Source organism: Brevibacillus sp. NL20B1 (assembly GCF_018195675.1).
GTDB lineage: Bacteria > Bacillota > Bacilli > Brevibacillales > Brevibacillaceae > Brevibacillus > Brevibacillus aydinogluensis.
In genome coordinates, this window is sequence record NZ_JAGTPT010000009.1 from 12,648 (window position 1) to 35,085 (window position 22,438).

Consider the following 22,438-nt stretch of genomic DNA (forward strand, 5'->3'; position numbering starts at 1 on the left):
CTCCTATTTAACAGAAATGGTGTCAAGCATGTTATAATCACTGAACGCAAACGGTACCTCTTCGCTCCCCAGCGTTTTTTGCTCGTACTTCAGGAGGAAGAATTCACCGATTGTGACATCATAGAGCGCGACCCGCTCCGCTCCATGAGCATCCGGGTCTGCCAGCTTTCCAACGATCTCAAAACGAGGATACTCACCTTTTCGTACAGCGTCAGCCAGCTTTTGTTGTACTCGGGAGTATACCTTTTTGATCGTCATGGACCCCTCACCAGTCCAGCCTACAGCTTTTTTATAGGTGGCTGCCTCACCGGCAAAGTTGACATCTTCGTAATTGATCGTTACTTTTGCCTCAAAGCTGTCCACTTCGGCCCACAGTTCTCCGTCTACCCACACACGGCCATATGTTCCGTTGATGACTTTTCTTACATCGGGTTTTGCCATCTTCTATTCACCGCCTTATACATAAATCTTCATTTGCAGGTCTTCGATTGCGTCCAAAAACTTGAGACGTCCGGCCAGGAACACTTTTGCTTGGAACGTGTTCTCCTTCACCTTCTGATCGTCCCAATTGCTCGTGTCCGTACCAATCGCTTCCCAGGCCAGGCGCTGTGCCTCCACGTCCACGCCCACCGTGTTATCTGCAGTCGGATCCAACACGTCCCCTTCCAGGCTCCGCAGGTACGCATTGATGGCAGTGATGAGCAGAACCTGGTTGTCGTAGCTGTTGATGATCTTTCCTGCATACTCGTCATGGAACGTCCGAATGATGTCCTCTTTTACCAGATCATGTCCTTCGATGATCTTGATCTTTTTCCAATCTGCGCCCTTTTGCGTTGTTGTCGTAGTAAGGCTGTTCACGCCGCGGGCGATCTTGACTTTTTCGCCGTCATTGATCAGGATGAGTTTTCCTGCATCGATGTCGGCATCCGGATCAGAACTCTCTTGGATTGCTTCAACCTCTGGCAGCACATAGTAGGTTACGCTGCGGTTCAGCGGTAATCCAGCGAGAATACCCGCAATCCGGGCTGTATATTCAGATGCCGAGAAAGGATTGTCAATGCCTTTTACTTTGATGCCCTCAGTCGCAAAGTTGATGATCCCTTCATGGTCGGCTGCCACATTTGGCAACACTGCTTTATAGGTTTTCTTCTGAGTGTCCCGCCAGGTTTTAATCTGGGAGACGATGTCCGCAACATCTCCTTGTTGAATCCCTGGAACGGCTAGGTAATTCCACCGTTTGCTCCCCAATCGGGCAAGCGCATCGTTGTAATTTGCGGCGGTTGTGTCGATTCTCTCCACAATCACCTTCGATGGCGTACCAAGAAAAGCATCCTTGATATACTGCAGGTTTGGCGAGGACCAATCGCTTGATTGGACTTCAGACACAGCTTTGTACTCTTTTGTATCAAAGCTCCCCGTATCGTCCTTGAGGATTAGCGCCACAATGCCGCGCTGGCTTCTCTGAATTGCCGACACGGCCAACGATGAAAAAATAATCGAAATCTCAGGCAGACCCATGCCGCCACCTCCCAAAACTTATCCATGATTTTGTCGAACACTTTCACCGGATTGGCACATCCCAATCTCGTGATTTCACTTCAAAGTCAGCGATCAAAACAACAATTCCCGCATCTTTTCCGTATTCACACCGGCGTCAGGATCAACCGCGGCGTCGTCGTAATACGAAAAGTCGAAGTCGTAGTGCAGTACCTTGTCGATCACTTCGGCTGTAACACCGGAGATCGTGATCGTTCGATCGCCGACCGTAAAGGACAACGCGAACAATTTGTCGAGCCGATCCATGACATCGTAGACTTCTTCCCTGTAATTGGACAGATTGGCAGGAAAGAATCGGATACGGCAGGTCATATCCCGAAGAATGCTGTACGGGAACGCTTCCACCCGGTTCGTTTCCAGAGACACGAAAAAAGAAGGGCGGTTAATCCCTTCTTCTGCGTCGCTGCTTAGGATCGGTATGTTCGAAAACTCTGCCTTGATCTTGTCATTGATCGCATTCATGATCTGCATGCGCGTCAGCATATCACTGTCTCTCCCTACCCATCATCTGCAACGTCAGCTTTTCATCACCTCCCCTGGAAAGCTTTACATTGACTTCCGATGTCGATGTCCGGAACTCCAAGCAAGCGACGGCCATCGACGTTCAGCTCCAGCGTGTCGCTCCTTTCTTTGACGCCGAACATGTACGGAGCAAACTTCATAAGTATCACATCCTCACCTCCTTTCAAAGCCCCATGCGCTTACTGGCATTCGTATCATCCTGGCAGGAAAACAAAAAACCACCCGAGAAATCGAGTGGTTTTCTTATTATCCGATGATATTATTTTATCACCTGACAGGAACAATCGTTCCTCATTATTCGCTCAATTTCCTCTCAAATCTGTGTCACATTCATAGACCTCTAACTTCAATGCAAACGCCAGCTTGAAAAATGCTCTGCCTCTGATCCTATAGTAAGTGGACTGCGACATACCAAGTTCCATGTATACCTCTATGTCAGTCATATCCTCGTCCCCGAACCACCTCTTCAAAATCAGTTCACGTTCTCTCTTTCCCAACCTCGTCACAGCAGTAATCACACGCTGCACATACTCTTTGCGCTTTAACTCTATGTCAACATTTTTGATCGCCACGTTTTCCGTGCTGCTGTGGAACTGGTTTGTCTGAGTTGGGGGAACCAAGGAGTAACCAGTCGTTGTACCTACCTCTACACCAGGATGAAATCCCATCCTGATGAAGTCGCGTGCTAAATCCAATGCCTCTTTTACTCTTCTCTCTGTGGCTGGACGATCAATCTTCGGCAGTAATTGCTGCGCGCTCATCTTTCATTCCCCCTCGCTGATTTTTCTGTCCGGTCAATTCAGCCCGGACAGCAGTGACCTCGACGTCTTCGCAGATCTCTACCATGTTCTACGCTCCTTTTCGAAACACGCCAAACGAACCTGTCTGCCGATAAACGGTGACCATTTCAGCAGGAGTGTCCCTTCGACAAATCAGTTGGCTTGGACTAAGCTTGTGCTGCTCGATTACTTATTCCGGGCTTGTGTTAGGCGTCCTGCGCTTTCCAGCCTGGCATCCAGGCTTCCACGCAGCGGAGTACCTGCTGCAGTTCGGACCGGCGTACATCCCGATAGCTGGGAACTCCGAAACGATCTTTAATCTCCCGATACAGCTGGCGGAACAATGCACGGCGCCGCTGTGGATCGCTCTCCACCTCGTAGACCCTGCGAGCAACCGCCTGCTGCAACATGCGCTGCTCTCCGTAGTCGATGGTGATTTGTTCGTCGACCTTCTGTTCCAGCTCCAGCAGCTTTTGGCTGTGGGTTTGGGTGACGGATTTCACCTCCTCCATCTCCTCCGCCAATTCTGCCGTCAGCTTGAGGGATTGAATCAGCGCCTGGCGTTCGCTGAGGGGGACGGCTTTACTTTGATCGACAGCGTATTCGCCAGTCTTCCTGATCGCCGGTATTACCTCGTGAGTAATCCAGCGCTTGAAGGATTTTGCCTCTTGCTTGCTGCTGGACAAGATGAGTGAGTACAGGCCCGGCTCGTTCACCAGCCATACCTCCCTGTTTTGACCTGATTCAATCATCGTTTGGATCAGCTTCTCATCGTCATCCAGCTGCCGAATTGCCGTACCGGTATCACGGTTATCCAGCACCTCGCACACATCACGAGCCACGAACCAGGGCTCCCCATCCCGCAGAACAACTCGCACCTGCTTGTCTTGAAAACGGAATACGCTTTGAAGTACGTGCATGCTTTTTCCTCCTTCCTCACTCCCTGATGCCCGCATCTCGCCTCTGCACCGCCGCCGGCCTAACTCCCTGCCTTCTTTGAACGATGCAAGTCACGAAGCATCTCAGCCAATTCTGGGTCATCCGCCACTGTGCGCGGTTCTCGTGGCTGTATCGGCACCCCAAGCCTTTCTTGCTCTTGCTGCCACTGAATGGACGCGGGCAGCTTGTCCATGAGCACAACGTTCCCGCGATAACCACGCAATCGCGAACGTCTCTTTCCCTCATGTTCACGAAGCACTTGAACGGTGTGAATCTTCTCCGCATGCCAATTCCGGAGAATTTCAATTGCATACGCGACGCTTTTCATCTCCGAACGCTTTAGGGCTTCGCGTATCAACTCCGGCTCCATAATGCCGACGAAGGCTTCCAACGCATCGATGTCCCATACACCCCTACACTTGATATTCAACTCATTGATCATCGGGAGAAAATTTTCGCGTACCGGTATTTCAAGAGAGAAATTTGTCTTTCGTTTCGTTTTGTTTATATAAAGCCTCATGGTTTACCTCACGTTTTTCCGCAAGGTTTGCCTCATGAAGCACCTCACGATCTGCTGCAATTTTTGAGGCATGGTCATCGCTTTTCTCGTGATTCACCTCATTTTTTGCGGTAAGATTAGGAGCCGAGAACGGAATGATCCGGTACTTGCCGGCCTTCTGTTTCCCCTGTGAACGGTACTCTATCCTTCCCTTCTGAACGAGGGTGTTCCGGTGCTTCGCCAGGGTGTTTTCCGTCACGCTGAGTTTCGCCTGCAGGGTTAGATTGGATACCGCAAACCACTCTGGCCAACCGCTCTTGTTTGCGATCGCCATGAGGTGGAACCACAAAGTTTGTGCGGTTGCTTCCAATGGGTTTGTTTCGAGCCAATCTACAAAGGCGTTCAGCTCTCGTATGTAGTTCACACCATCACCTCACCCTCTACACTGGTTGGTGGAAAGCCGCTTGGCAGCCGGCATCCGTTTATTTGCTGTTGTCAGTCCATAGTTTCGTTGATGCGATGGAAACTGTCATGGTATCCCTCCTCTTGATTTACAAGGGACGATAAGCTACGATTAAAGTGATTCCCAATCGTGCATATTTGACCGAGACTCAGCGTGGCCGCGCTGGGTCTTTTGCCTTTATTGCAGCCTGAACGTCATGCAAGTTGTCCCTCCTTTCCGCTTAGTCACGAGGCCGCTGCCGGCCCAACCTACACCGGCAGCCGTTACGGCTCCGCTGGCCGCCCCCGGATTGACCTCGTTTCTGGCGGAGGTATCGACCTCCGTGGAAGCATCGACCGATGGGAAACCTGCTGTACAGACTCTGTGTCAATGCTCCCACCAGGCCGAAGCCCGCGTCATTTCAACAGGCGTCTGGCCTGTTCTCTTACCCCGTTAACAAACTCCTCAGGCGCCATCGTCGCTTTCATGTCCACCAGGTACTCCAGTTCCTCAATTACGTCCCGGACCGTCCACTCCAGACCGTCCCGGTCATCGTCGAACGCGATTGGCTGCAGCAGACGCTGTCTGGCAGGCTCGGTTTGCTCAACGTATTGCGGGAATCAAGCAGTTTCTCGGGCATTCCGTAGGTCGTTCATGCCGTTTCCTCCTTTCTCAAATCGCGCGGTTTTGCTTCAGCCGTTTCTCGACAGTTTGCACGGAAGTCATGCCTCCATATCTACTTGTATTTCCGACATTTTCAGCACGTTTAAGTCTAGATCCAGATAAACGGCTATCTTGGTAAGCGTCTCGACGCTGGGCACGTATCTCCCGTTCTCGATGTCCGAGATATAGTTGCGAGATAACTTGGTGGCGGATGAAACTTGGCTCTGTTTGATATTCCTTTCCCTGCGCCGGTTTTTTATCACCAGGCCCAACGCTTTTCGGTCTAGCATCCGAATCACCTCCACGTTTCAAATGTATTGTATTTCCGTCAGAGAGTAAAATAGCATTTTTGGCAAAATATGAGCAAATGAAAAGAATATCTCGATATAACTTGTCCTTCCGTCATTTTACTTGTATTTCCGTCACTTATCAACTTGTATATCCGACATTTCCGACATATAATAGTCATGAAAGTCGGATATACCGACCAAAAAGGAGTGTTGTGATATGTCGCTCGGGGCAAATATTAAGAGGTTTCGGAAACTTAGAGGCTTTACACAGGAAATGTTAGCCAGGAAAGCAAACATGTCCCGTTCTTACCTGGCTGATGTTGAGCGTGATCGTTACAATCCCAGCGTGGATACATTGAAAGCCATCGCGGGAGCGCTTAACGTCGGCGTAAATGATTTGATCGACGCATTGGACGAGCCTGTGAACAATCCTGTTCCCGGCCAACTCACACCAAAAGAAGAACGAGATATCGCCAAGGATCTGGAGCGTATCATGGAGAACCTGGAAAGCGACAATGCCCTGGCATTCCACGGTGAGCCACTAGATGAGGAGACAAAGCGACTGTTGCAAATATCACTCGAAAACTCCCTGCGACTAGCGAAAGAGCTCGCGAAGAAAAAGTTCAGCCCTCACAAATACAAGAAGTAGCGGCCAGAGGATGGGGATCGTTGCATGCGAAAACCAGTTAAGCAAATCGTTTCAGAATTGATCAAAAAACACGGAACCAACGACCCCTTTGAAATCGCAGCTCAGAAAAATATAGTGGTTCTGTTCGAGGAACTTGGCAGTATTTATGGCTATTTCAATGTGTACAAGCGCATACCCATGATCCATATTAATTGTGATCTGAATGAATCTGATCAACTTTTTACCTGCGCTCATGAATTAGGTCACAGCGTGATGCACACGGACGTAAACACCCCTTTCCTAAAAAAGAACACGCTCTTTTCCGTGGAACGGATCGAGCGTGAAGCAAACGAATTCGCCGTCGAATTGTTGATGCCTGACTGTGTGCTTTATGAATATCGAAGCACCGGCATGACCATACATGAAGCGGCTGCCATCTATGGTGTTCCACGTGAGATTGCGCATCTTAAGAAACTGTGACAGGTTTCCCCTGTTTCAGGGCATGATTTCGCCCCAAAGCCGAACATATGTTCTTGCAAAAACAACATGGCAAGTGTCAATAACGCGGTGAGAACAATTTCCTACTCGTCGTCGAAGCAGGTTGATGCACCTGGAAAGCGGATCAGGCACACCACCCCCGCTTTCCCCCCTCAACATTCCCTTTCCAAAAAGCAAAAAACCCTTGATTTCTCAAGGGTTTCATATGGAGCGGGTGATGGGAATCGAACCCACGCCGCCAGCTTGGGAAGCTGGAGTTCTACCATTGAACTACACCCGCATCTGGGAGTATGGTGCCGGTGAAGGGACTTGAACCCCCACTCCATTGCTGGAAACGGATTTTGAGTCCGTCGCGTCTGCCATTCCGCCACACCGGCACGTCTGTATAATGTTATAACAGATTGGAAAGAAATCGTCAATGGTGGGGAGAGACGGATTCGAACCGCCGAACCCAGAGGGAGCAGATTTACAGTCTGCCGCGTTTAGCCACTTCGCTATCTCCCCATAAAATGCCCGTGGTGCCGGCGATAGGAATCGAACCCACAACCCCCTGATTACAAGTCAGGTGCTCTACCAATTGAGCTACACCGGCAAATTTGCGTCCGCCTCCCATTTTTATCAATAGTGAAAAAGGAGGTGACGCCATTAAATCTATCATAGTCAGCTATACATGTCAATAGGAAATTTCAGAGAAAGTTTCACTTCCCCTGCTCCTCGAGAATGCGTTTCGCCCATTCGTGGAAAATCGGCAATGCCTGCTCCACGTCGGGGAACACCTGCTCCACTTCGCAGACGTAGTCGGGGAAATCGGTGATGCGGTTCTTGCGGATGCGGACGCCGACCGATTCGCACTTGATTTCCAGAAAGTGCGGAACGGGTTCGTCCACGCCCCATTGATTCTCCATGAATTCATAGGTGCGCACCCATTCCAGAATGCGGATTTCCCCTGGCTTCAGGCGGAGTACCTGTTCCACAGACATAATCGTCTCATTTCCGTAGTAATGCAAGCTCGTCATCCCTTCTTCTGCACCTCCGGCCATGTATCGCGTCGGGCGTCTGGCCGGAGGAATTCCATACATCCGCTGTTGCTGCTTTCCTAGATCGAGGAAAGCAGTTCTTTCAGTTCTTTGACGATTACCGCCTGATAGCCCGTTCCCTCACCGTACTTCTCCAGCATCTCGGCGCGGGCAACCTTGATCTTTTCTTCGTAGTCCGGCGCGCTGCGGTCAGGGTTTTGCTGTTTGAAGGCGACCATTACCGCTTGGACGTGCTGCGGGCGCGGTCCCCATTTCCCCAGCACATGGCCGCCCGCGTCGGCAAAGATGGCGATGGGAATCGCTCTGCCGCCCATGGTGAGAAACTGGTCCATCAGATCGAGGTGCTGTTCCATCACCAGTACTTCCACGGGCATTTCCGTTTCCTCCAACGCGCGGAACAAGACGGGCACATTGCGCACGACGTCGCCGCACCAGTCGGCGGCCAAAATCAGGCAGCGCAAGTCGTCGCGGTGGCGCAGCGAGGCAAAAAATTGCCGATCCTCTTCGCTCGGCCAGGAAAATGCTTCATACCACCCAGCAAAGGCTTCCTTATTTTTGCTCATGGTGTCCATGAACACCTGAGGCTTCAATCCGTTTCCAAATTTGTGGGCCACATTGACCGACATGGTTTCCCCTCCTCAATTCACTGTACCGTTCTAGCTTTCCACACAGCGGAACAAAAATCCTCTTTCTTCCCGCTCACAGCCTAACTCTCAGCTGCTATCGCCGCACCGGTGCCTGGGCTTGTCCCGCGCAAGGGGCTCCAGACGTTGCATGTTTCCCAAAACCATCCTCAAAAACAAACAGCGCGGGTTCGCGCTGTCGTTTCCATCATGTCCGGGGAGCCGTCAGAATGCAGGGCACACCACGGCCCACCGCCCCCGGCCGCGACATCTTGTCGACGTACGCCATGCCTCGCGCACACGGCTGCTTGCACGCTTTACAGGTCTCGGCTGTGACGATTTTCAGATTCAACTGGTTGGGATGCTGCCGGGATTCCCGGTTCGTCTTTGCCTTTTTTGGTTTTGCCATCCGTTCTCCCTCCTCCGCTGGATCGGTTTATTGTATGAAGGAGAACAGCCCTGTTCCATGGGCACGGACACAAAACGGAGACACCCGCCGGAATTTGGGCCGGGAGCGGAAAAGATGCGGCACGGTTTTGGTTCGCCCGGTGTCTCGCCATGACGGTGTCGGCACAAAACAGCCGGCGCGCAGCAAGCGCCTCCGGCCGTTCGTCATGGCCCCGGTCCGCTGTGGATTACCTCCTCACCGGTACGGCTGGCCGGTGAGAAACCCCCACAGCCGCTTCAGTATCCACCACGGTCCGATCAGCAGAAAGACGGGATTTTTCAGAAAGGAGGGAGGATTCCCCTCAACGTAGTGGCCGACAAATTGGAAGATCCACCCGACGATGAACAGGCCGAGCGCCCACTTCCAGCTCCAGAAAAAGAGCGGCAGGGAAATGACGATCATGGGAATGCCGAACGCGTGGGTCAGCTTGTTGACGGGATGCTGGTGGTCGCGCTTGTACCGTTCCAAAAAGGACACCTTTTCCTCCATGTTAAAGACCTCCTTTTTTTCAATATTCTAACACTTTGGAGTACTGCCTTTGAAGCCGTTCACTGCCGTATTTTCGCTGCTTTCCCACGACGGATCGCCCATTCGTCTCCCCATCTGGGCCTCATGACCGTCGCGCGTGAACGGAGGACTTGCGCATCATATTGGCTGTCATGGGCCGCTTTTCATGTGGGAGCCAAGCAAAGGATGGTATAATGAGGAAGTGTTTGCTGTCAGAGAAAAACCGTGATGTTACAGGTGGGAGAGCGATGAATCGGACCAGAACGGAACGGGTCAAGGCCGAAAAGAGGAAGAGACGGCGCAGACGCTTGTACATGTTGCTTAATGGCCTCGTACTCGGTGTGATGTTCTTTCTGTTCTTCGGGTTGTATCATATGGAGAATCTGCAGAGGGAGATTCCCCGGCAGAGCGGAAGCGGTCAAGTGGAACAAGCCGGCGAATCAACGGCAGGCAGCGATCCGACCGTCACGCTCAGCTTTGCGGGAGACACGATGATGTCCGGCCACGTGGAAACGAGGTTGAGGGAGAATGGCTTCGACTTTCCGTTTGTGCACGTTACATCGCTGTTTCAGCACGACGATGTTACCGTCGTCAATTTGGAAACACCCGTGACTACGCGCGGAACACCCGCTGCCAAGACCTATGTGTACAAGTCGCCCCCGGAAGCTGTACCGGCGATGAAAACAGCCGGGATTGACCTGGTCAACCTGGCGAACAACCATTCCATGGACCAGGGTGTGGAAGGCCTGCTTGACACGATGCGCGTACTGGATGAAAACGAGATCGCCTATGTCGGCGCCGGTGCGGATGCAGCCCGCGCATACGCCCCGGTGTTGGTCGAGCGACACGGCATCACCATCGCGTTCTTCGGCTTCAGTCGGGTTGTACCGGAAGTCAGTTGGTACGCCGGCAAAAACAAGCCGGGACTCGCCGTCTCGTACGACCCGGCCCGCGCTGTCGAGGCGATTCGCGCGGCACGTTCCAAAGCCGACCTCGTCGTCGTAATCGCCCATTGGGGCAAGGAAAAAGTGGACCTCCCTGTCGATCACCAAAAGGAACTGGCCCGTGCCTACATTGACGCCGGTGCCGATCTCGTCGTCGGCAGTCATCCGCACGTGCTGCAGGGGTTTGAATCGTATCATGGCAAGTGGATTGCGTACAGTTTGGGCAACTTCATTTTTACGCGTGCCGCAGAGCCGAAAACCTGGGAGACCATGGTGCTGCAGGCGACATGCACGAAACAGGGAGACTGCACTCTGAAGATGCTGCCGTACCACGCGGAGTTGGGACAGCCGGTGCCGATGAACGAGGCGGACGGCGCCCGCCTGCTCAAGCGGATCGAATCCATCTCCACCCATGTCAGGATCGATCCGGACGGCAGCGTGCATGGCGGGACTGCCCAGACGGCACAATGAACTGGCGACCGGAAACACCACGCCCTGCGCTGACATACGGATCACAAAAAAGGAGCCGGAAATCCAGGCTCCTTTTCATGTACGTATCGAAACACTAACACGAAGAAAAAACCGCTGCACCTCGCAGCGGTCAGCGCTTTTCGGACAGCAGTTTGCGTACTTCCTGCTCCAGGACGGCCGCGTCAACCATGCCGATGATGGTTTTGCGGATGATACCCTGCTGATCGATCAGAAATGTGGTGGGAAACGCCATAATCCGATAGCGGTTGGCCACTTCCCCTGTCTTGTCCATCGGCACGGGAAACAGCAGTTTGTATGTCTGCACAAAGTTTTTGGCGCCGTCCACGCTGTCTTCACTGGTCACGTTGATGGCGTACAGATCCACCTGCTGACCAAACTTTTGGTAGAACTTGCGCAGTTCCGGTGCTTCCATCTGGCACGGACCGCACCAGGAAGCCCAGAAATTCAGGATGAGCGGCTTATTACGCTTGCCGTTTAGCTGATACGTCTGGTTGTCCATCCCGATCAGCGTAAAATGGGGGGCTTCATAACCCTGTATCGGCTTTTGTTCCGCTTTCGGTTCCGCCATGACCGTCGGGCTTTGTCCCGCATGCGGCCAGAAGATCAGTCCGACGAAAAAGGCTACAAATAGTGCCGGCAGCAGTTTTTTCATCTCTTCACCTCGTTTAGAATCCGGTAAAGCCTCCATACAGTTGAATCAGGACGCGGGTAATTTCCGTCAACTTATCGGTATACAGCAGGATCCCGAACAGGATCATGGCTGCACCGCCCAGTTTCATCAGCCGGTCCGAGTACTTGACGATCGCTCCGACCTTGCTGATGAAAAACGTCATGAGGAAGAACGGCAGGGCAAACCCCAGGGTGTAGGCCAGCGTGTAGGTCAGCGCACGCGTCGGATCGGTCACGCCCAGCACGAAGATCCCGGAGAGGATCGGACCCACACACGGCGTCCACCCCGCCGCATAGGTGATGCCGACCAGTATGGACCCAGTATACCCCAACGGGCGAGATTTTAAATCAATCTTCCACGTCCGCATCATCCAGTCCATTTGGAATACACCGAGCAGGACCAGCCCAATCACCGCCAGGAGAATGCCGCCCAGTTGGCGGATCAGGTCTTTTTTCTCGGCAAACAGATTGCCCAGCCAGGACGTGGACAGACCCAGTGCGACAAAGACGATGGAAAACCCGAGAATGAAAAACAACGTATGCAGCAACGCCTGCCGTTGAAAGACCGCCCTCCCCTTCTTCACCTCGTCCATGGTGATGCCGGTCACATAGGACAAAAACGAAGGGTAGAGCGGCAGACAGCATGGGGAAACAAAGGAAAGAAGCCCCGCGCCAAAAGCCAGCAATACGGAAAGATTTGCAGTCATAACTACCTCCGAGGACACCATTTTGTACTATTGTAACGGATGCAGTCCTTGTCCAAAAAGTGGATCGGGCACTTTGTCTTAAAAACGTTGGAATTTCGTTTACAGAAGATATATTATGGTAACTCGCTGTAACCAAAAGATCCCACTAACTAAAAAGAGACGAATGAAACAGTCATCCGTCTTTTTCTCAATTGATATGTATCTGTCCAACTGCGGGTCAATCAGCACGAGGGTTTGTGCCCGTTTTCTCTGCCGCTCGCTTACTGCATGGAAATCGGCAGCCGAACCTCAAACCGTGCCCCGCCCAACTGCGGCGAATTGTCGGCGAAGATCTCGCCGCCGTGATCGATGATGATCCGCTGCGTCGTGGACAGTCCCAGCCCCGTTCCATCCGGTTTGGTCGTGTAAAACGGCACGAACAGATTTTGCTTGACACTGTCGGACAAGCCCACGCCGTCATCCTCCACAATAATGACGACCTGATTGATCGACGCGTACGCCGACACCTGAACGACTGACCCTTTGGATGCCAGTGCCTCCAGCGCATTTTTCAGGATATTCAAAATCGCCTGTTTAATGCGCGCGCGGTAGCCGAAGACATGCCATTGTTCGCCGGACCAGTTCAGTTCCAACCGGATGCCCCGTCGGATTGACTCCGGTTCCAGCAGGCGAATCACGCCCAGCACTTCCTCCATCACCAAAAACCGTTCGGCTACGATCTTGTCGTCCCGGTAGCGAGCCAGGACAAGTACGTCGTTCAACAGCCCGTCGATCCGCTCGATTTCGGTCAAGATGACGGAAAAATACGATTGGTTTCCGTCTGTCTCCATCTGTTCCCGCAGCAGTTGAATAAACCCTTTGATCGAGGTCAGCGGGTTGCGGATTTCATGGGCCATGCCGGCAGCCAGCTGCCCTACGGCGGCGAGGGCTTCCCGCTTGGTCAGTTCCTCATCGTACCGCTTGCTCTCCGTAATGTTGCGCATCACGGCAATGGCTCCCTGCAGTTCCCCTTCGTGATAGATCGGGCTGGTGCTGACTGTTGTCCACTTGCCATTGTATTCCGCCACGTAGTGACCGGATTGGCCGCGCTCCACCACCCATTGCAGAAAGCGTTCACATTCGCGCGGGCGAAACGTTTCGTCGATCTGCTTGCCGATGATTTGCTCCCGCTCCACCGAGAGCAGATCTGCCAGGGCTTGGTTGGCTTCCACAATCCGCAGATCCTTGTCGATCATCAGCACGGCGATGTCTGTCGACTTCAAGATGAGCTGCACAAGTCCCTGTTCCGCCACTTCCGTAAACGGTTCACCTGCGGTAAGAGCGCTTTCAGGCTGGCGCATGTCCTCGCGCTCGGCCATTTGACAGGTTTGTACCACAGCGTCTATCAGCTTTTCGACATAACGAAACACGTCCATCTGCATTGAAGAAAATGAGGGCCATTCCGCGGGCGATTGCATCAACTGTTCCGCTTCTGCCTGCAGCTGCTCCACAATCACGTCACGTCCCAGCCGGATAAATTCCAGAATGCTGGCGAGCGGCACCCCCTGCTTGGCCTGTTTCAACGCAAACTCTCTCATCTGCTGTTCCAGCATCAACCCGTTCCCGGTTTCCAAAACATTCGCAAATCCCTTGATGAACTGCTCCAGCAGTGCCAGGGTGTGGGGGGCGTCTGCCTTGAATAGATCGGAGAGTTGGTCGTGGTTCAACAATAACGAATTCGCTTTGGCCGCCAGATCAGGGGCCAGACTGGTTACGCGCATAGCGACACGTTTTTTCACTTCCCACTGGCTCCTTCACGCTTGTTTCCATTTTTGGATGTTGCCCTACATTTCCTATTATCACCAAAAGATTGTCGCTGTGTAAAGCGGCGTGATCATCGGCTCGCACGATTCACGCCGCTGTAACCGCCGCAAAATTACGTTCCGATCAACAACAGGCCGTTATCGATCAACTGTGCCTGCTCCTCGCCTTTCTCGCGCAGCGCTTCCAATGCCAGGCGAAGCTGTGCCTGTTTGTCCGGGAGCAGGCCGCGTCTGTGGAGAACCTCCAGGATTTCCAGACGAATCAGCCAGTCGTCCGTATACGCCTCGTCTACTTCCCGCAGCACTTCCGCCAGTACACGCTGCGCCGTCTCGGCAGCAGGTGCCTGTTCGCGAATGTCGCGCACCTGCTGATACAACCGATGCAGCCGTTTTTGCTCTGGACTGTACACCGGGCGTCTGGCGTTGACGGCCGAAGGCTTGTGCGTGCCGGTGGCAAACGCTTCGCGGTCTGCCGCTCCCGCAAAGACAGAGACGATTTTTTCGCCGACCGCCATGTCGTACGTCCCCCACTCGGACATAAACAGCGTTTTTCCCCGGTACGTGACGGTGCAGTTGTCAAATCCGATTAAGACGATCTTGCCGTTTTCCCGTCGAATGTACGCCACTTTGCCGACCACCTGGACACCGGAGGCAAAGGTCAGCGTGGTCGTCTGGTCCACGACGATTCCGTACGCCTCAAGCTGTCCGTCCGTAAACGCCTCCAGCGGGGTGGGTTCGCCGGCAAGCAAGCCGATCGGAGAGCCGAAGCCTTCTGCGTGATAGGTTTTGCCGTGGCCGGGAAGTTCCTTGTCACCCACGGCCAGCGCAGTCGGTCCCGTCGTCTTCAAGTAGACCGCTTCACCTCTGTCGTCAAATTCCAGCTCGCTGAGCACGCCGCTCACCTGCAGACCGGAACTGTATACGGAGGTAGACGTCTGCGGCATTTTGCTCGCCTTGATCAGGCTCTGTGTGCCGCCGACGGACATGGCCATCGTTTTGGCAAATTCCTGCACGGCTTCGATCAGCTCGTCAAAATCCCTGCAGACGAACAACTGCGGCTGCGGTTTGGTGATGTCGTAATCCGTTTCGATGCAGGCCTGAAGGGAAAACGGAATTTTTTTCACGTCGTCTTTCAGGCAGCTCATGCTCTCCCCTACCGATGACAGCAGGCCGGCACCGTAAATCTGCGGATTCTCCAGGTCGCCAATCAGCCCGTATTCCACCGTCCACCAGTAGAGACGGGCAAGCTGGTTGGCTTCGGACACTTCCTTGACCGCCTGCGCTTTTTGCTCCAATGCCAACTCCGCTGCCCGGATCTCCTCATCGGTGGACTCGGGATCCTCTTTGACGATCGACAGCAAGCGGATGGCCTCGTACAATTCGTAATCCTCGCGGGAGGACAGCGCGCGGGAACCGATTTCCCCGAATAATTTGAGGTAGGAACGGTACTTTTCGTCTTTGATGATCGGCGCGTGTCCCGCCGCCTCGTGGATGATGTCGGGTGCCGGCGTGTATGCGATGTGATCGTACTGGCGGATGTCGCAGGCGATGGGCAGGATGCCGTGCGCCTGGAAGTCAAAAAACGCCACGGCCGGAATAAAGCCGTTGATGGTAACGGCGCCCCAGCCGATCTGGGCCAGGCTTTCGTTCATCTCCCGGATGTTGGGGATGCGCTCCACGCTGATACCGGAAGTGCGCAGACCGTCCACGTAGGCGGCGTGGGCCTTCTTGCTGAGAAAACTGAGATTTTGCCGCATCACGTAGCGCCAGACGGCGTGGTCGACGGGCGTGTACCGCTCGTAATCCTGTTCCACTACAAACTCTCTGAGATGGACAGGCACCTGCACCAGAGAAAAATCGGATTCCACACGATTCATTCTCACAGCCTCCTCAACAGGTTTTTGTGAAAACGCTTTCTCGATCTATCATACCACGTCCCGGACCAAAATTGTGCAAAAAATGTTTATTGTTCAACTTATCTGGATAAGATCATCCGACTTCTATTTTCTTCCATTATACAACAAAAGCATAAATAATGAAAAAACCGCAGGACGCTTACTCGCGTCTGCGGTTGATCTGCTGTTCCAGCATGATGTCCACCAGCAGCAAATCTTGCAGTGGGTCCTTGGGATCAGTCGTCAACAGTGCCGAGACGGCCGCCATGGCGCAGCGGACGGCATGGTACGAGTAAAAGGCGTCCCGTTCTGCGTCGTTGGACAGCGACAGGTCGGACAACTCCTGGACCGGATAAGGAAAATCACTCTCCAGACCGGCTCTGTCCAGTACGATCAGGGCCTGTTTGATGGCGATCAGCGCGGCGCTGACGCTGATTCCGTATTCCTGGCGCAGTTCTTCCCACACCTGAAACGCTGAACGCTCCACCCGCTCCTGATTCGGCCGGATGATAATTCCTGTCTTTCGCCCTTCTTTCAGGAGCCAGTCGACAAAGATGTCATGGCGGGGCGGAAACGCATACACCTGCAGTTTCAGCTCCAATTCCGTGGGAAAGTCTTTGGCGAACCGGGCGTGGGCCAGTGACATTTCGTATCGGCGGGACGGGTGGCCGGGCACCGTGACAAACACTGTCTCCTGCCGGATGGCCGCGATCTGCAGTTTGGTCCGCGCCGGAATGCGCGCCTGAGGGGCCTTGTCCCGACGGATGTTGCCCGGAATCAATTCTGTGCCGAACTGATGGTACTCCAGCGGCGAATCGATCCAGGGGATTGGCTCGCGGGACTGAATTTCGTACAGACCGTTGAAGGTGATCCATTCCCCCGGACGGCGCTGGCTGCGAATCAGCACGGCGTGCCGCTCATCTTCCGGGACGATCTCTCCTGTCGTGCCCTCATCCGCGGGGAACAACCGCTTGTGCTCGACCAACACGCAATCGGTCAACTGCAACCTCTCCAGAAGCTCCCGCTTGCTGACCCATTCGTACCCGATCCGGTATATGCGATGTTTCATCATTTCCACCTCCTCGCCGCTTGGGAGGGCACTGTTTTGTTGGTTATTGTACGTTATGCGCTCAGCTTGACTGCCCTTTCGCCGCATCTGTCGCGATGCGTTTCAGTTCTCTGGCCGCTTCGGCGGGCGACGAGGCACGAGTGATTGCGCTGATGACGGCGACGCCATCCGCTCCTGCCGCCAGTACGTTCCGCGCATTCTCCAGCGTGATGCCGCCGATGCCGACGATCGGCAGTCCGCTGCCGACAGCCTCGCGGATGGCTCGCAGTCCCTCAGGACCAATCGGCTCCCCGGCGTCCGCTTTGGATGCGGTGGCATACATCGCGCCGACTCCCAGGCAGTCGGCTCCGCCTGCCTGGGCAGCAAGTGCTTCCTCCACCGTCCCGGCAGATACGCCTATGTACATCTGCTCGCCAACCAACTCCCGCACCTGGGCGAGCGGCATGTCGTCCTGTCCGACGTGGACCCCGTCCGCCTTCAGCCGCACTGCCAATGATACGTCGTCATTGACGACAAACAACGCACCGTACTGCCGGCACAAGGCCCGCATTTCCAGGCCGAGACGGTACCGCTCTTCGTCCGTCAAACGGCTCCCCTTGTCCCGCAGCTGCAGCATCCCGACGCCGCCGGCCAATGCCTCGCGGACAATGGCCAGCGTACGCTCGGGCGAGAAACCGCAATCCTGCGTGCCCACCACAAAATAGACCTGCATGCTTTTCCGCAAGCGTTCACGGTCTCTCATCTCTGACTCTCCTTCCATCGATCCAGCGCCTCCCGGTACGCACGCGCCGCCGCCTGCGGGTCACTCGCCGCTGTAATGCCGGACAGCACAGCGATACCCGCTGAGCCTGCTGCCAGCACATGAGAGGCGTTTTCCGGCGTGATCCCGCCTATGCCGATGACGGGAATCTTCACCTGCGCAGCGATCTTACGCAATTCATCCGTTCCGCGCGGCTCCAGACCGGGTTTGGACGCACTCGGAAAAATATGGCCGTACAAGAGGTAATCCGCTCCCTCCGCAGCCGCCTGCTTGGCTTCGGCCAGCGAATGAACGGATCGGCCGATCTGCTGCCCCGGCTTTAACACACGGCGGGCTTCCGCCGGGGTCAAGCTGTGGTACGCGAGATGAGCGCCCCTGCACCCGGCCGCCGCTGCCACGTCTACCCGGTCGTTGACCAGAATTCGCTCACGGGGCATGACCTGGGCCAGCGCTTCCACCCACTCCATGCATTCCCGGGCAGTCCGCTGCTTTTCACGGATGTGCAGGTAGTCCATCCCGACCAAAAAGGCGGCCTCCGCCACCCTCAGCACTTCATTGAGGGACTGCCTGCCGCTGGTGATGACGTGCAGTTCAGGTTGCCGGGGTCCCATATGCCCCTGCCCCTCCTGTCAGTGCTGACACACACTCCTGCAGCCAGCTTGTCATGTTGTCCTCCTGGCCCTCCGGCACGCGAGCCAGCATCTCGTGCGCCAGGCGGCGAAGCAAAAACGATTGCGGCAGCGTCAGCGGGAACGTGACCGTTCTCGGCTTTGTCTGTCGCCCTTCCAGCTCCTGCACTCCTGCCAACAAAATATCGGCAATGGATTCCACCAGATCTTGCATCGATTCCTGCTGTTTCATATCATCGTAGCAGCCGTCGAACAGGCGGCACAAAATCAAAAACGCCTGTGTCGACAGCGTCACCTGCTGTACATCCTGCATCGGTTCGGTCACGGTTGCTCCCCCCACTTGTTGAGAAACTCCCCCTATTATATCACTAGCCGATGCGGCTCCGCCAAGCCTGCAAATCGCTGCTCCACTCGGTTGGGCCCGCAAGTCGGTCTGCCTGGAAACTCCCTCTATGCAGTTGGTTTGTCGTTGCAAAAATCGCTTTTCCCATACGTTCCTGGCCGGAGGCCTGCACCACGTCAGGACACTGTCCACTTTTTTTGCCGATCGTCAGGGGTGCGAGCGGGCACCATCACCCATGACACCCCGGACTTTGTCTGCAAACAAAAACCGCCGGATTCACCGGCGGTTTTTAGTTACTCCTGCTTGTTCCGATCATTGTGCTGGGACTGACGCAGATTGGTGTTCTGATCGTGCTCATCCAGCGTCTTCCCGCGATTTTTCCCGAGGTCTTTGCTGTTGTTGTTCTTGCCCATGTGCACACCTCCCCTGGATTGTCGTCACTGGCTAGCGTCTCCGAAGTTCCGGGCTTTTATCAGCGCGGCGTATTCCGGCGGCGAATCAGCGTGTGAACGAATCCAAAGGGGATGCGCCAACCAAGCAGAAACATGAGCATGAGCCCATACGCGACCACCGCGAACATCAGCGTGATCGGCGTGCCCAGCCACAGTGCGCGGATGATGAGGCCAATCGGCGCTGCCACCGTCCACGCCGCCACAGTGATGAGGATCAGTTTTCCCGGCCGCTCGTACCTATGGGGGCGGTAAACCCCCAACAACAGCGCGGCGGCCAGCCAGCTGAGCAAAAACGGAGCAGCCGTCGCCAAAATCCCCGCAGCGTCGGCAGGCAGCCCGTGGGCCCGTTTTCCGTAGTAGGTAAAGAGCAGAAAAGCGGCCAGATCGCCAACTATCAGCACGCATCTGGCCAAAGCATGTGTCCGATTCATCGCAGCCCTCATTCCCGTAACAGTGTTGCACACGCTTATTGTACACACCATTACGGGACGGCCACAATCGGAACGGGCCGTTATTCACCAAACAGCAACAATTGCAATTTCTTCTTCACCGCCGGCCACTCTCGATCAAGGATGCTGAAGTAGACGGAGTCGCGGATGTATCCGTCGCGGACAATCATGTGATTGCGCAGCACGCCTTCGCGGACGCCGCCGATGCGCTGGATCGCCCGCTGCGAGTTGAGATTGCGGGCGTCCGTCTTTAACTGGACGCGAATGCAGCCCAAGGTTTCAAAACAGTGGCGCAACAGCAGCCACTTGCACTCTGTGTTAACCTGCGTCTTCCATACGGACGGGGTCAGCCAGGTAAAGCCGATCTCCAGTCCCCGGTCCTTGCGAGAAATGTTGAGAAAACGGGTACTGCCTATTACTTTTTCGTTCCGGCGATCCACAATCGCAAATGGCAGTTCGGTTCCCGCCTCCTGCGCCTGCAATGCCTGGTTCACGAACTGCTCCGCATCTGTCGGCTGCCGAAACACGACCGACATGTATGTCCATATCTGTTCGTATCGTCCCGCTTCCCACAGGCCGTCCACATGATGGCGGCCGAGCGGTTCCAGCCGCACCCTTTCCCCTTCCAGCGTGACAGGAGCAATCTCCAGCATGATGCAATACTCCTCCTTCTCCGAAATAAAGCTCGATGCAGCCAACCGAACATGTCTGCGGAATTTTTCCAAGAATAGAATACCGCTGGTCGCCTGTCAAGCTGTTTTTTGTCGACAGGGGAAAACGGGACGGGCTACGCTTCTTCGTTGACGACTACCTGACGGCCGCGCAGTTTCAATATCATCGGCACGACCAGCCACAACAACGCACAGGCGAGAAAGATCGCAGACAACGGCTTTTGCAGGAAAATCAGGAAGTCGCCATTGGATGTCGTGAGGGCGCGCCGCATGTTGTTTTCAATCATTGGTCCCAATACCAGGCCCAGCACCAATGGCGCAAGCGGGAAATCGTTTTTCGCCAGCAGATACCCCGCCACCCCGCAGGCGATCAGCAGCATCAGGTCAAACGTGCTGATCTGCACCGCGTAGACACCGAACACGGAAATCGCGATGATCAGCGGAATCAGGTACTGCGGGGGCGTCTCGATGATTTTGGCAAAGACTTTGACCAGCGGCAGGTTGAGTATCAGCAGCATTACGTTGCCGATGAACATGCTGGCGATCAGCCCCCAGGCCACCTGCGGGTGATCGGAAAAGAGCAGCGGACCGGGCTGGACATTGTACATCAGGAGCGCTCCCATGAGGATCGCCGTCGTCCCGGAGCCGGGAATCCCGAGGGTAAGCAGCGGAATCATCGCTCCGCCGGACGCCGCGTTGTTGGCCGACTCCGGAGCGGCCACACCTTCAATCGCCCCTTTGCCGAACCGTTCCGGCTGTCTGCTCACCTTTTTCTCCACGATATAGGAAAAGAACGACGCCAGCGTCGCGCCCGCGCCCGGCAGGAGGCCGATGAAAAAGCCCAGCAGGGACCCCCTTGCGATCGGGGCGGCACTTCGCTTCAAGTCCGCTTTGGTCGGCAGGATGCGGTCCACCTTGATCAGTTGCGCTTCCGTTCCGTCCGCCTCGAGAATGGTCTTGAACACTTCGCCGAGCGCAAACAGCCCGACGGCAATCGTCAGGAATTCCAACCCTTGGTACAGGTCGGGGATATCGTAGGTAAACCGCGCTACGCCGGACACGTTGTCGATACCGATCGTCGCCAGCAACAGGCCGAAGACGGTCATGATCAGCGCCTTGGTCATCGACTTCCCGCCCAGGCCGCTGACCGCGCACAGCCCCAGTATCATCAGCGAAAAGTATTCGGCCGGGCCGAACGTGAGGGCCACTTCGGACAGCGGCTGCGCCAAAAACACCAGGGCCACCAGCGCCACTATACCGGCGACGAATGAACCGATTGCCGCAATCGACAGGGCAGCTCCCGCGCGCCCCTGCCGCGCCATCTGATAGCCGTCCAGCGTCGTAACGACGGAGGATGACTCGCCGGGCGTATTGAGCAGGATCGACGTGGTGGAACCGCCGTACATCGCGCCATAGTAAACTCCCGCGAGGAGGATCAGCGCACTTGCTGCGGCCTGTTCGGGAGACAGCCCGTTTGTCAGCGAGGCGGTAACCGGCAGCAGCAGCGCCACCCCGCTCATCGGGCCGATGCCGGGCAGCACCCCGACCGACGTCCCGATCAGCACACCGACAAAGGCGTAGACGAGATTGTGCCATTGCAGGGCAATCGTGAAGCCATCCGCCAAATACTGCAAAGCTTCCATGCGTCTCCCTCCCTACAAGCCAAGCCAGGTCGGAAAACCTGGCAGCGTTCCTTTCAGGATGTGCACGTAGACGGCGTAGACCCCGCCAGAAAAGGCAAGCGCGACAGCGGCCGACTTCCACCAACTGGCGCTGCCCATCAGCCGAAACCCGGCCAGCAAAAAGAAAAACGTGCTGATGACGTAACCAATATCCTCCAAAAACCAGGCGTACAAAACGGTCGCCAATAACATCAGCAAAAAGCGCTTGTGTCGGAGCACGACAGCAGACGTGACCGACTCCCGGTAGCGGAACGTCTCCCAAAACAGGCGAAGACTCAGCAGGATCAGGATGATGCCCAGCCCCATCGGAAACAGGTTGGGGCCAACTTCGCTGCCGTAGGCGCTGGTGGAAATGTTGCGGCTTTCCGCGACAAACAGTGCCCCGATCAAGGCAAAGAGGATGCTGCTGGTGCGATCAAATGTCTTGTTCATGGTTACCTCC

28 protein-coding genes and 4 tRNA genes are annotated in these 22,438 nt (G+C 55.0%); 3 read left to right on the top strand and 29 right to left on the bottom strand.

The window, feature by feature from the left end; translation table 11 throughout:
* Positions 1-3: 3 nt before the first annotated feature.
* The 9 genes from KDN35_RS07940 to KDN35_RS07975 form a co-directional block, all read right to left on the bottom strand.
* On the bottom strand, positions 4-441 hold the full coding sequence (locus KDN35_RS07940) for a phage tail tube protein (RefSeq protein ID WP_171564776.1): 438 nt from the start codon (positions 439-441) through the stop codon (positions 4-6).
* Between the two features lie 15 nt (positions 442-456).
* Positions 457-1,518 carry a phage tail sheath subtilisin-like domain-containing protein gene (locus tag KDN35_RS07945; RefSeq protein ID WP_212132497.1) on the bottom strand — a complete coding sequence of 354 codons (1,062 nt, stop codon included), beginning with the start codon at positions 1,516-1,518 and terminating at the stop codon, positions 457-459.
* Between the two features lie 93 nt (positions 1,519-1,611).
* Positions 1,612-2,040 carry a phage tail terminator family protein gene (locus tag KDN35_RS07950; protein ID WP_212132498.1) on the bottom strand — a complete coding sequence of 143 codons (429 nt, stop codon included), beginning with the start codon at positions 2,038-2,040 and terminating at the stop codon, positions 1,612-1,614.
* A gap of 341 nt (positions 2,041-2,381) precedes the next feature.
* Positions 2,382-2,840: an ArpU family phage packaging/lysis transcriptional regulator gene (locus KDN35_RS07955; protein WP_171564773.1), complete on the bottom strand. Its 459-nt coding sequence runs from the start codon at positions 2,838-2,840 to the stop codon at positions 2,382-2,384.
* A 224-nt stretch (positions 2,841-3,064) separates the two neighbouring features.
* The gene (locus tag KDN35_RS07960; RefSeq protein ID WP_212132499.1) at positions 3,065-3,778 is read right to left on the bottom strand and encodes a BRO family protein; all 714 of its coding nucleotides are present in this window, start codon (positions 3,776-3,778) and stop codon (positions 3,065-3,067) included.
* Positions 3,779-3,837: 59 nt separating this feature from the next.
* A complete protein-coding gene (locus tag KDN35_RS07965; RefSeq protein WP_212132500.1) occupies positions 3,838-4,239 on the bottom strand; it encodes a DnaD domain protein in 402 nt (133 codons plus the stop codon).
* A gap of 28 nt (positions 4,240-4,267) precedes the next feature.
* Positions 4,268-4,720 (bottom strand): helix-turn-helix domain-containing protein, encoded by a 453-nt coding sequence (locus KDN35_RS07970; protein ID WP_212132501.1) that lies wholly within the window; start codon positions 4,718-4,720, stop codon positions 4,268-4,270.
* A gap of 532 nt (positions 4,721-5,252) precedes the next feature.
* Positions 5,253-5,378 (bottom strand): hypothetical protein, encoded by a 126-nt coding sequence (locus tag KDN35_RS20075; RefSeq protein WP_283092128.1) that lies wholly within the window; start codon positions 5,376-5,378, stop codon positions 5,253-5,255.
* 82 nt (positions 5,379-5,460) lie between these two features.
* A complete protein-coding gene (locus KDN35_RS07975; protein ID WP_171564769.1) occupies positions 5,461-5,691 on the bottom strand; it encodes a helix-turn-helix domain-containing protein in 231 nt (76 codons plus the stop codon).
* A 217-nt stretch (positions 5,692-5,908) separates the two neighbouring features.
* Between KDN35_RS07975 and KDN35_RS07980 the strand changes: the two genes are divergently transcribed.
* Positions 5,909-6,340 carry a helix-turn-helix domain-containing protein gene (locus tag KDN35_RS07980; RefSeq protein WP_171564768.1) on the top strand — a complete coding sequence of 144 codons (432 nt, stop codon included), beginning with the start codon at positions 5,909-5,911 and terminating at the stop codon, positions 6,338-6,340.
* Positions 6,341-6,364: 24 nt separating this feature from the next.
* Positions 6,365-6,799, top strand: coding sequence for an ImmA/IrrE family metallo-endopeptidase (locus KDN35_RS07985; protein ID WP_171564767.1), 435 nt, complete (start codon positions 6,365-6,367; stop codon positions 6,797-6,799).
* 224 nt (positions 6,800-7,023) lie between these two features.
* Here the strand turns inward: KDN35_RS07985 and KDN35_RS07990 are convergent.
* The 8 genes from KDN35_RS07990 to KDN35_RS08025 all read right to left on the bottom strand — a co-directional run bounded on the left by KDN35_RS07990 (position 7,024) and on the right by KDN35_RS08025 (position 9,414).
* A tRNA-Gly gene (locus KDN35_RS07990) sits at positions 7,024-7,097 on the bottom strand.
* An 11-nt stretch (positions 7,098-7,108) separates the two neighbouring features.
* A tRNA-Leu gene (locus KDN35_RS07995) sits at positions 7,109-7,194 on the bottom strand.
* A gap of 42 nt (positions 7,195-7,236) precedes the next feature.
* Positions 7,237-7,321, bottom strand: a tRNA-Tyr gene (locus tag KDN35_RS08000).
* Between the two features lie 12 nt (positions 7,322-7,333).
* Positions 7,334-7,409, bottom strand: a tRNA-Thr gene (locus KDN35_RS08005).
* Between the two features lie 106 nt (positions 7,410-7,515).
* Positions 7,516-7,824: a hypothetical protein gene (locus tag KDN35_RS08010; protein ID WP_212132545.1), complete on the bottom strand. Its 309-nt coding sequence runs from the start codon at positions 7,822-7,824 to the stop codon at positions 7,516-7,518.
* A gap of 89 nt (positions 7,825-7,913) precedes the next feature.
* On the bottom strand, positions 7,914-8,480 hold the full coding sequence (locus KDN35_RS08015; RefSeq protein WP_171564766.1) for a thioredoxin family protein: 567 nt from the start codon (positions 8,478-8,480) through the stop codon (positions 7,914-7,916).
* A 205-nt stretch (positions 8,481-8,685) separates the two neighbouring features.
* Positions 8,686-8,886: a hypothetical protein gene (locus KDN35_RS08020; RefSeq protein ID WP_212132502.1), complete on the bottom strand. Its 201-nt coding sequence runs from the start codon at positions 8,884-8,886 to the stop codon at positions 8,686-8,688.
* A 234-nt stretch (positions 8,887-9,120) separates the two neighbouring features.
* Entirely contained in the window at positions 9,121-9,414 is a 294-nt protein-coding gene (locus KDN35_RS08025) for an Mpo1-like protein (RefSeq protein WP_029099143.1), read from the bottom strand.
* 266 nt (positions 9,415-9,680) lie between these two features.
* Between KDN35_RS08025 and KDN35_RS08030 the strand changes: the two genes are divergently transcribed.
* Entirely contained in the window at positions 9,681-10,847 is a 1,167-nt protein-coding gene (locus KDN35_RS08030) for a CapA family protein (protein WP_171564764.1), read from the top strand.
* A 130-nt stretch (positions 10,848-10,977) separates the two neighbouring features.
* On the opposite strand, the gene KDN35_RS08035 is transcribed toward KDN35_RS08030, so the two are convergent.
* From KDN35_RS08035 to KDN35_RS08090, 12 genes are all read right to left on the bottom strand, one after another.
* A complete protein-coding gene (locus KDN35_RS08035) occupies positions 10,978-11,520 on the bottom strand; it encodes a TlpA family protein disulfide reductase (protein ID WP_171564763.1) in 543 nt (180 codons plus the stop codon).
* Positions 11,521-11,533: 13 nt separating this feature from the next.
* Positions 11,534-12,244, bottom strand: coding sequence for a cytochrome c biogenesis CcdA family protein (locus KDN35_RS08040; protein ID WP_171564762.1), 711 nt, complete (start codon positions 12,242-12,244; stop codon positions 11,534-11,536).
* A gap of 260 nt (positions 12,245-12,504) precedes the next feature.
* A complete protein-coding gene (locus KDN35_RS08045) occupies positions 12,505-14,022 on the bottom strand; it encodes a two-component system sensor histidine kinase NtrB (RefSeq protein WP_212132503.1) in 1,518 nt (505 codons plus the stop codon).
* Between the two features lie 137 nt (positions 14,023-14,159).
* On the bottom strand, positions 14,160-15,923 hold the full coding sequence (locus tag KDN35_RS08050) for an aromatic amino acid hydroxylase (protein WP_212132504.1): 1,764 nt from the start codon (positions 15,921-15,923) through the stop codon (positions 14,160-14,162).
* A gap of 178 nt (positions 15,924-16,101) precedes the next feature.
* Entirely contained in the window at positions 16,102-17,010 is a 909-nt protein-coding gene (locus KDN35_RS08055; RefSeq protein ID WP_171564759.1) for a hypothetical protein, read from the bottom strand.
* A 61-nt stretch (positions 17,011-17,071) separates the two neighbouring features.
* Positions 17,072-17,752: a thiamine phosphate synthase gene (gene thiE / locus KDN35_RS08060; RefSeq protein WP_212132505.1), complete on the bottom strand. Its 681-nt coding sequence runs from the start codon at positions 17,750-17,752 to the stop codon at positions 17,072-17,074.
* Positions 17,749-18,381 carry a thiamine phosphate synthase gene (locus KDN35_RS08065; RefSeq protein ID WP_212132506.1) on the bottom strand — a complete coding sequence of 211 codons (633 nt, stop codon included), beginning with the start codon at positions 18,379-18,381 and terminating at the stop codon, positions 17,749-17,751. The genes thiE and KDN35_RS08065 overlap by 4 nt, the downstream gene beginning before the upstream one ends.
* On the bottom strand, positions 18,362-18,724 hold the full coding sequence (locus tag KDN35_RS08070) for a hypothetical protein (RefSeq protein WP_212132507.1): 363 nt from the start codon (positions 18,722-18,724) through the stop codon (positions 18,362-18,364). The genes KDN35_RS08065 and KDN35_RS08070 overlap by 20 nt, the downstream gene beginning before the upstream one ends.
* Before the next feature lie 490 nt (positions 18,725-19,214).
* Positions 19,215-19,625: a DUF3054 domain-containing protein gene (locus KDN35_RS08075; RefSeq protein WP_212132508.1), complete on the bottom strand. Its 411-nt coding sequence runs from the start codon at positions 19,623-19,625 to the stop codon at positions 19,215-19,217.
* 80 nt (positions 19,626-19,705) lie between these two features.
* On the bottom strand, positions 19,706-20,296 hold the full coding sequence (locus KDN35_RS08080; RefSeq protein WP_212132509.1) for a GNAT family N-acetyltransferase: 591 nt from the start codon (positions 20,294-20,296) through the stop codon (positions 19,706-19,708).
* A 134-nt stretch (positions 20,297-20,430) separates the two neighbouring features.
* Positions 20,431-21,957: a tripartite tricarboxylate transporter permease gene (locus KDN35_RS08085; protein ID WP_171566773.1), complete on the bottom strand. Its 1,527-nt coding sequence runs from the start codon at positions 21,955-21,957 to the stop codon at positions 20,431-20,433.
* A 12-nt stretch (positions 21,958-21,969) separates the two neighbouring features.
* Complete coding sequence (locus KDN35_RS08090) at positions 21,970-22,428, bottom strand: tripartite tricarboxylate transporter TctB family protein (protein WP_171566772.1); 459 nt, start codon at positions 22,426-22,428, stop codon at positions 21,970-21,972.
* Positions 22,429-22,438 lie beyond the last annotated feature (10 nt).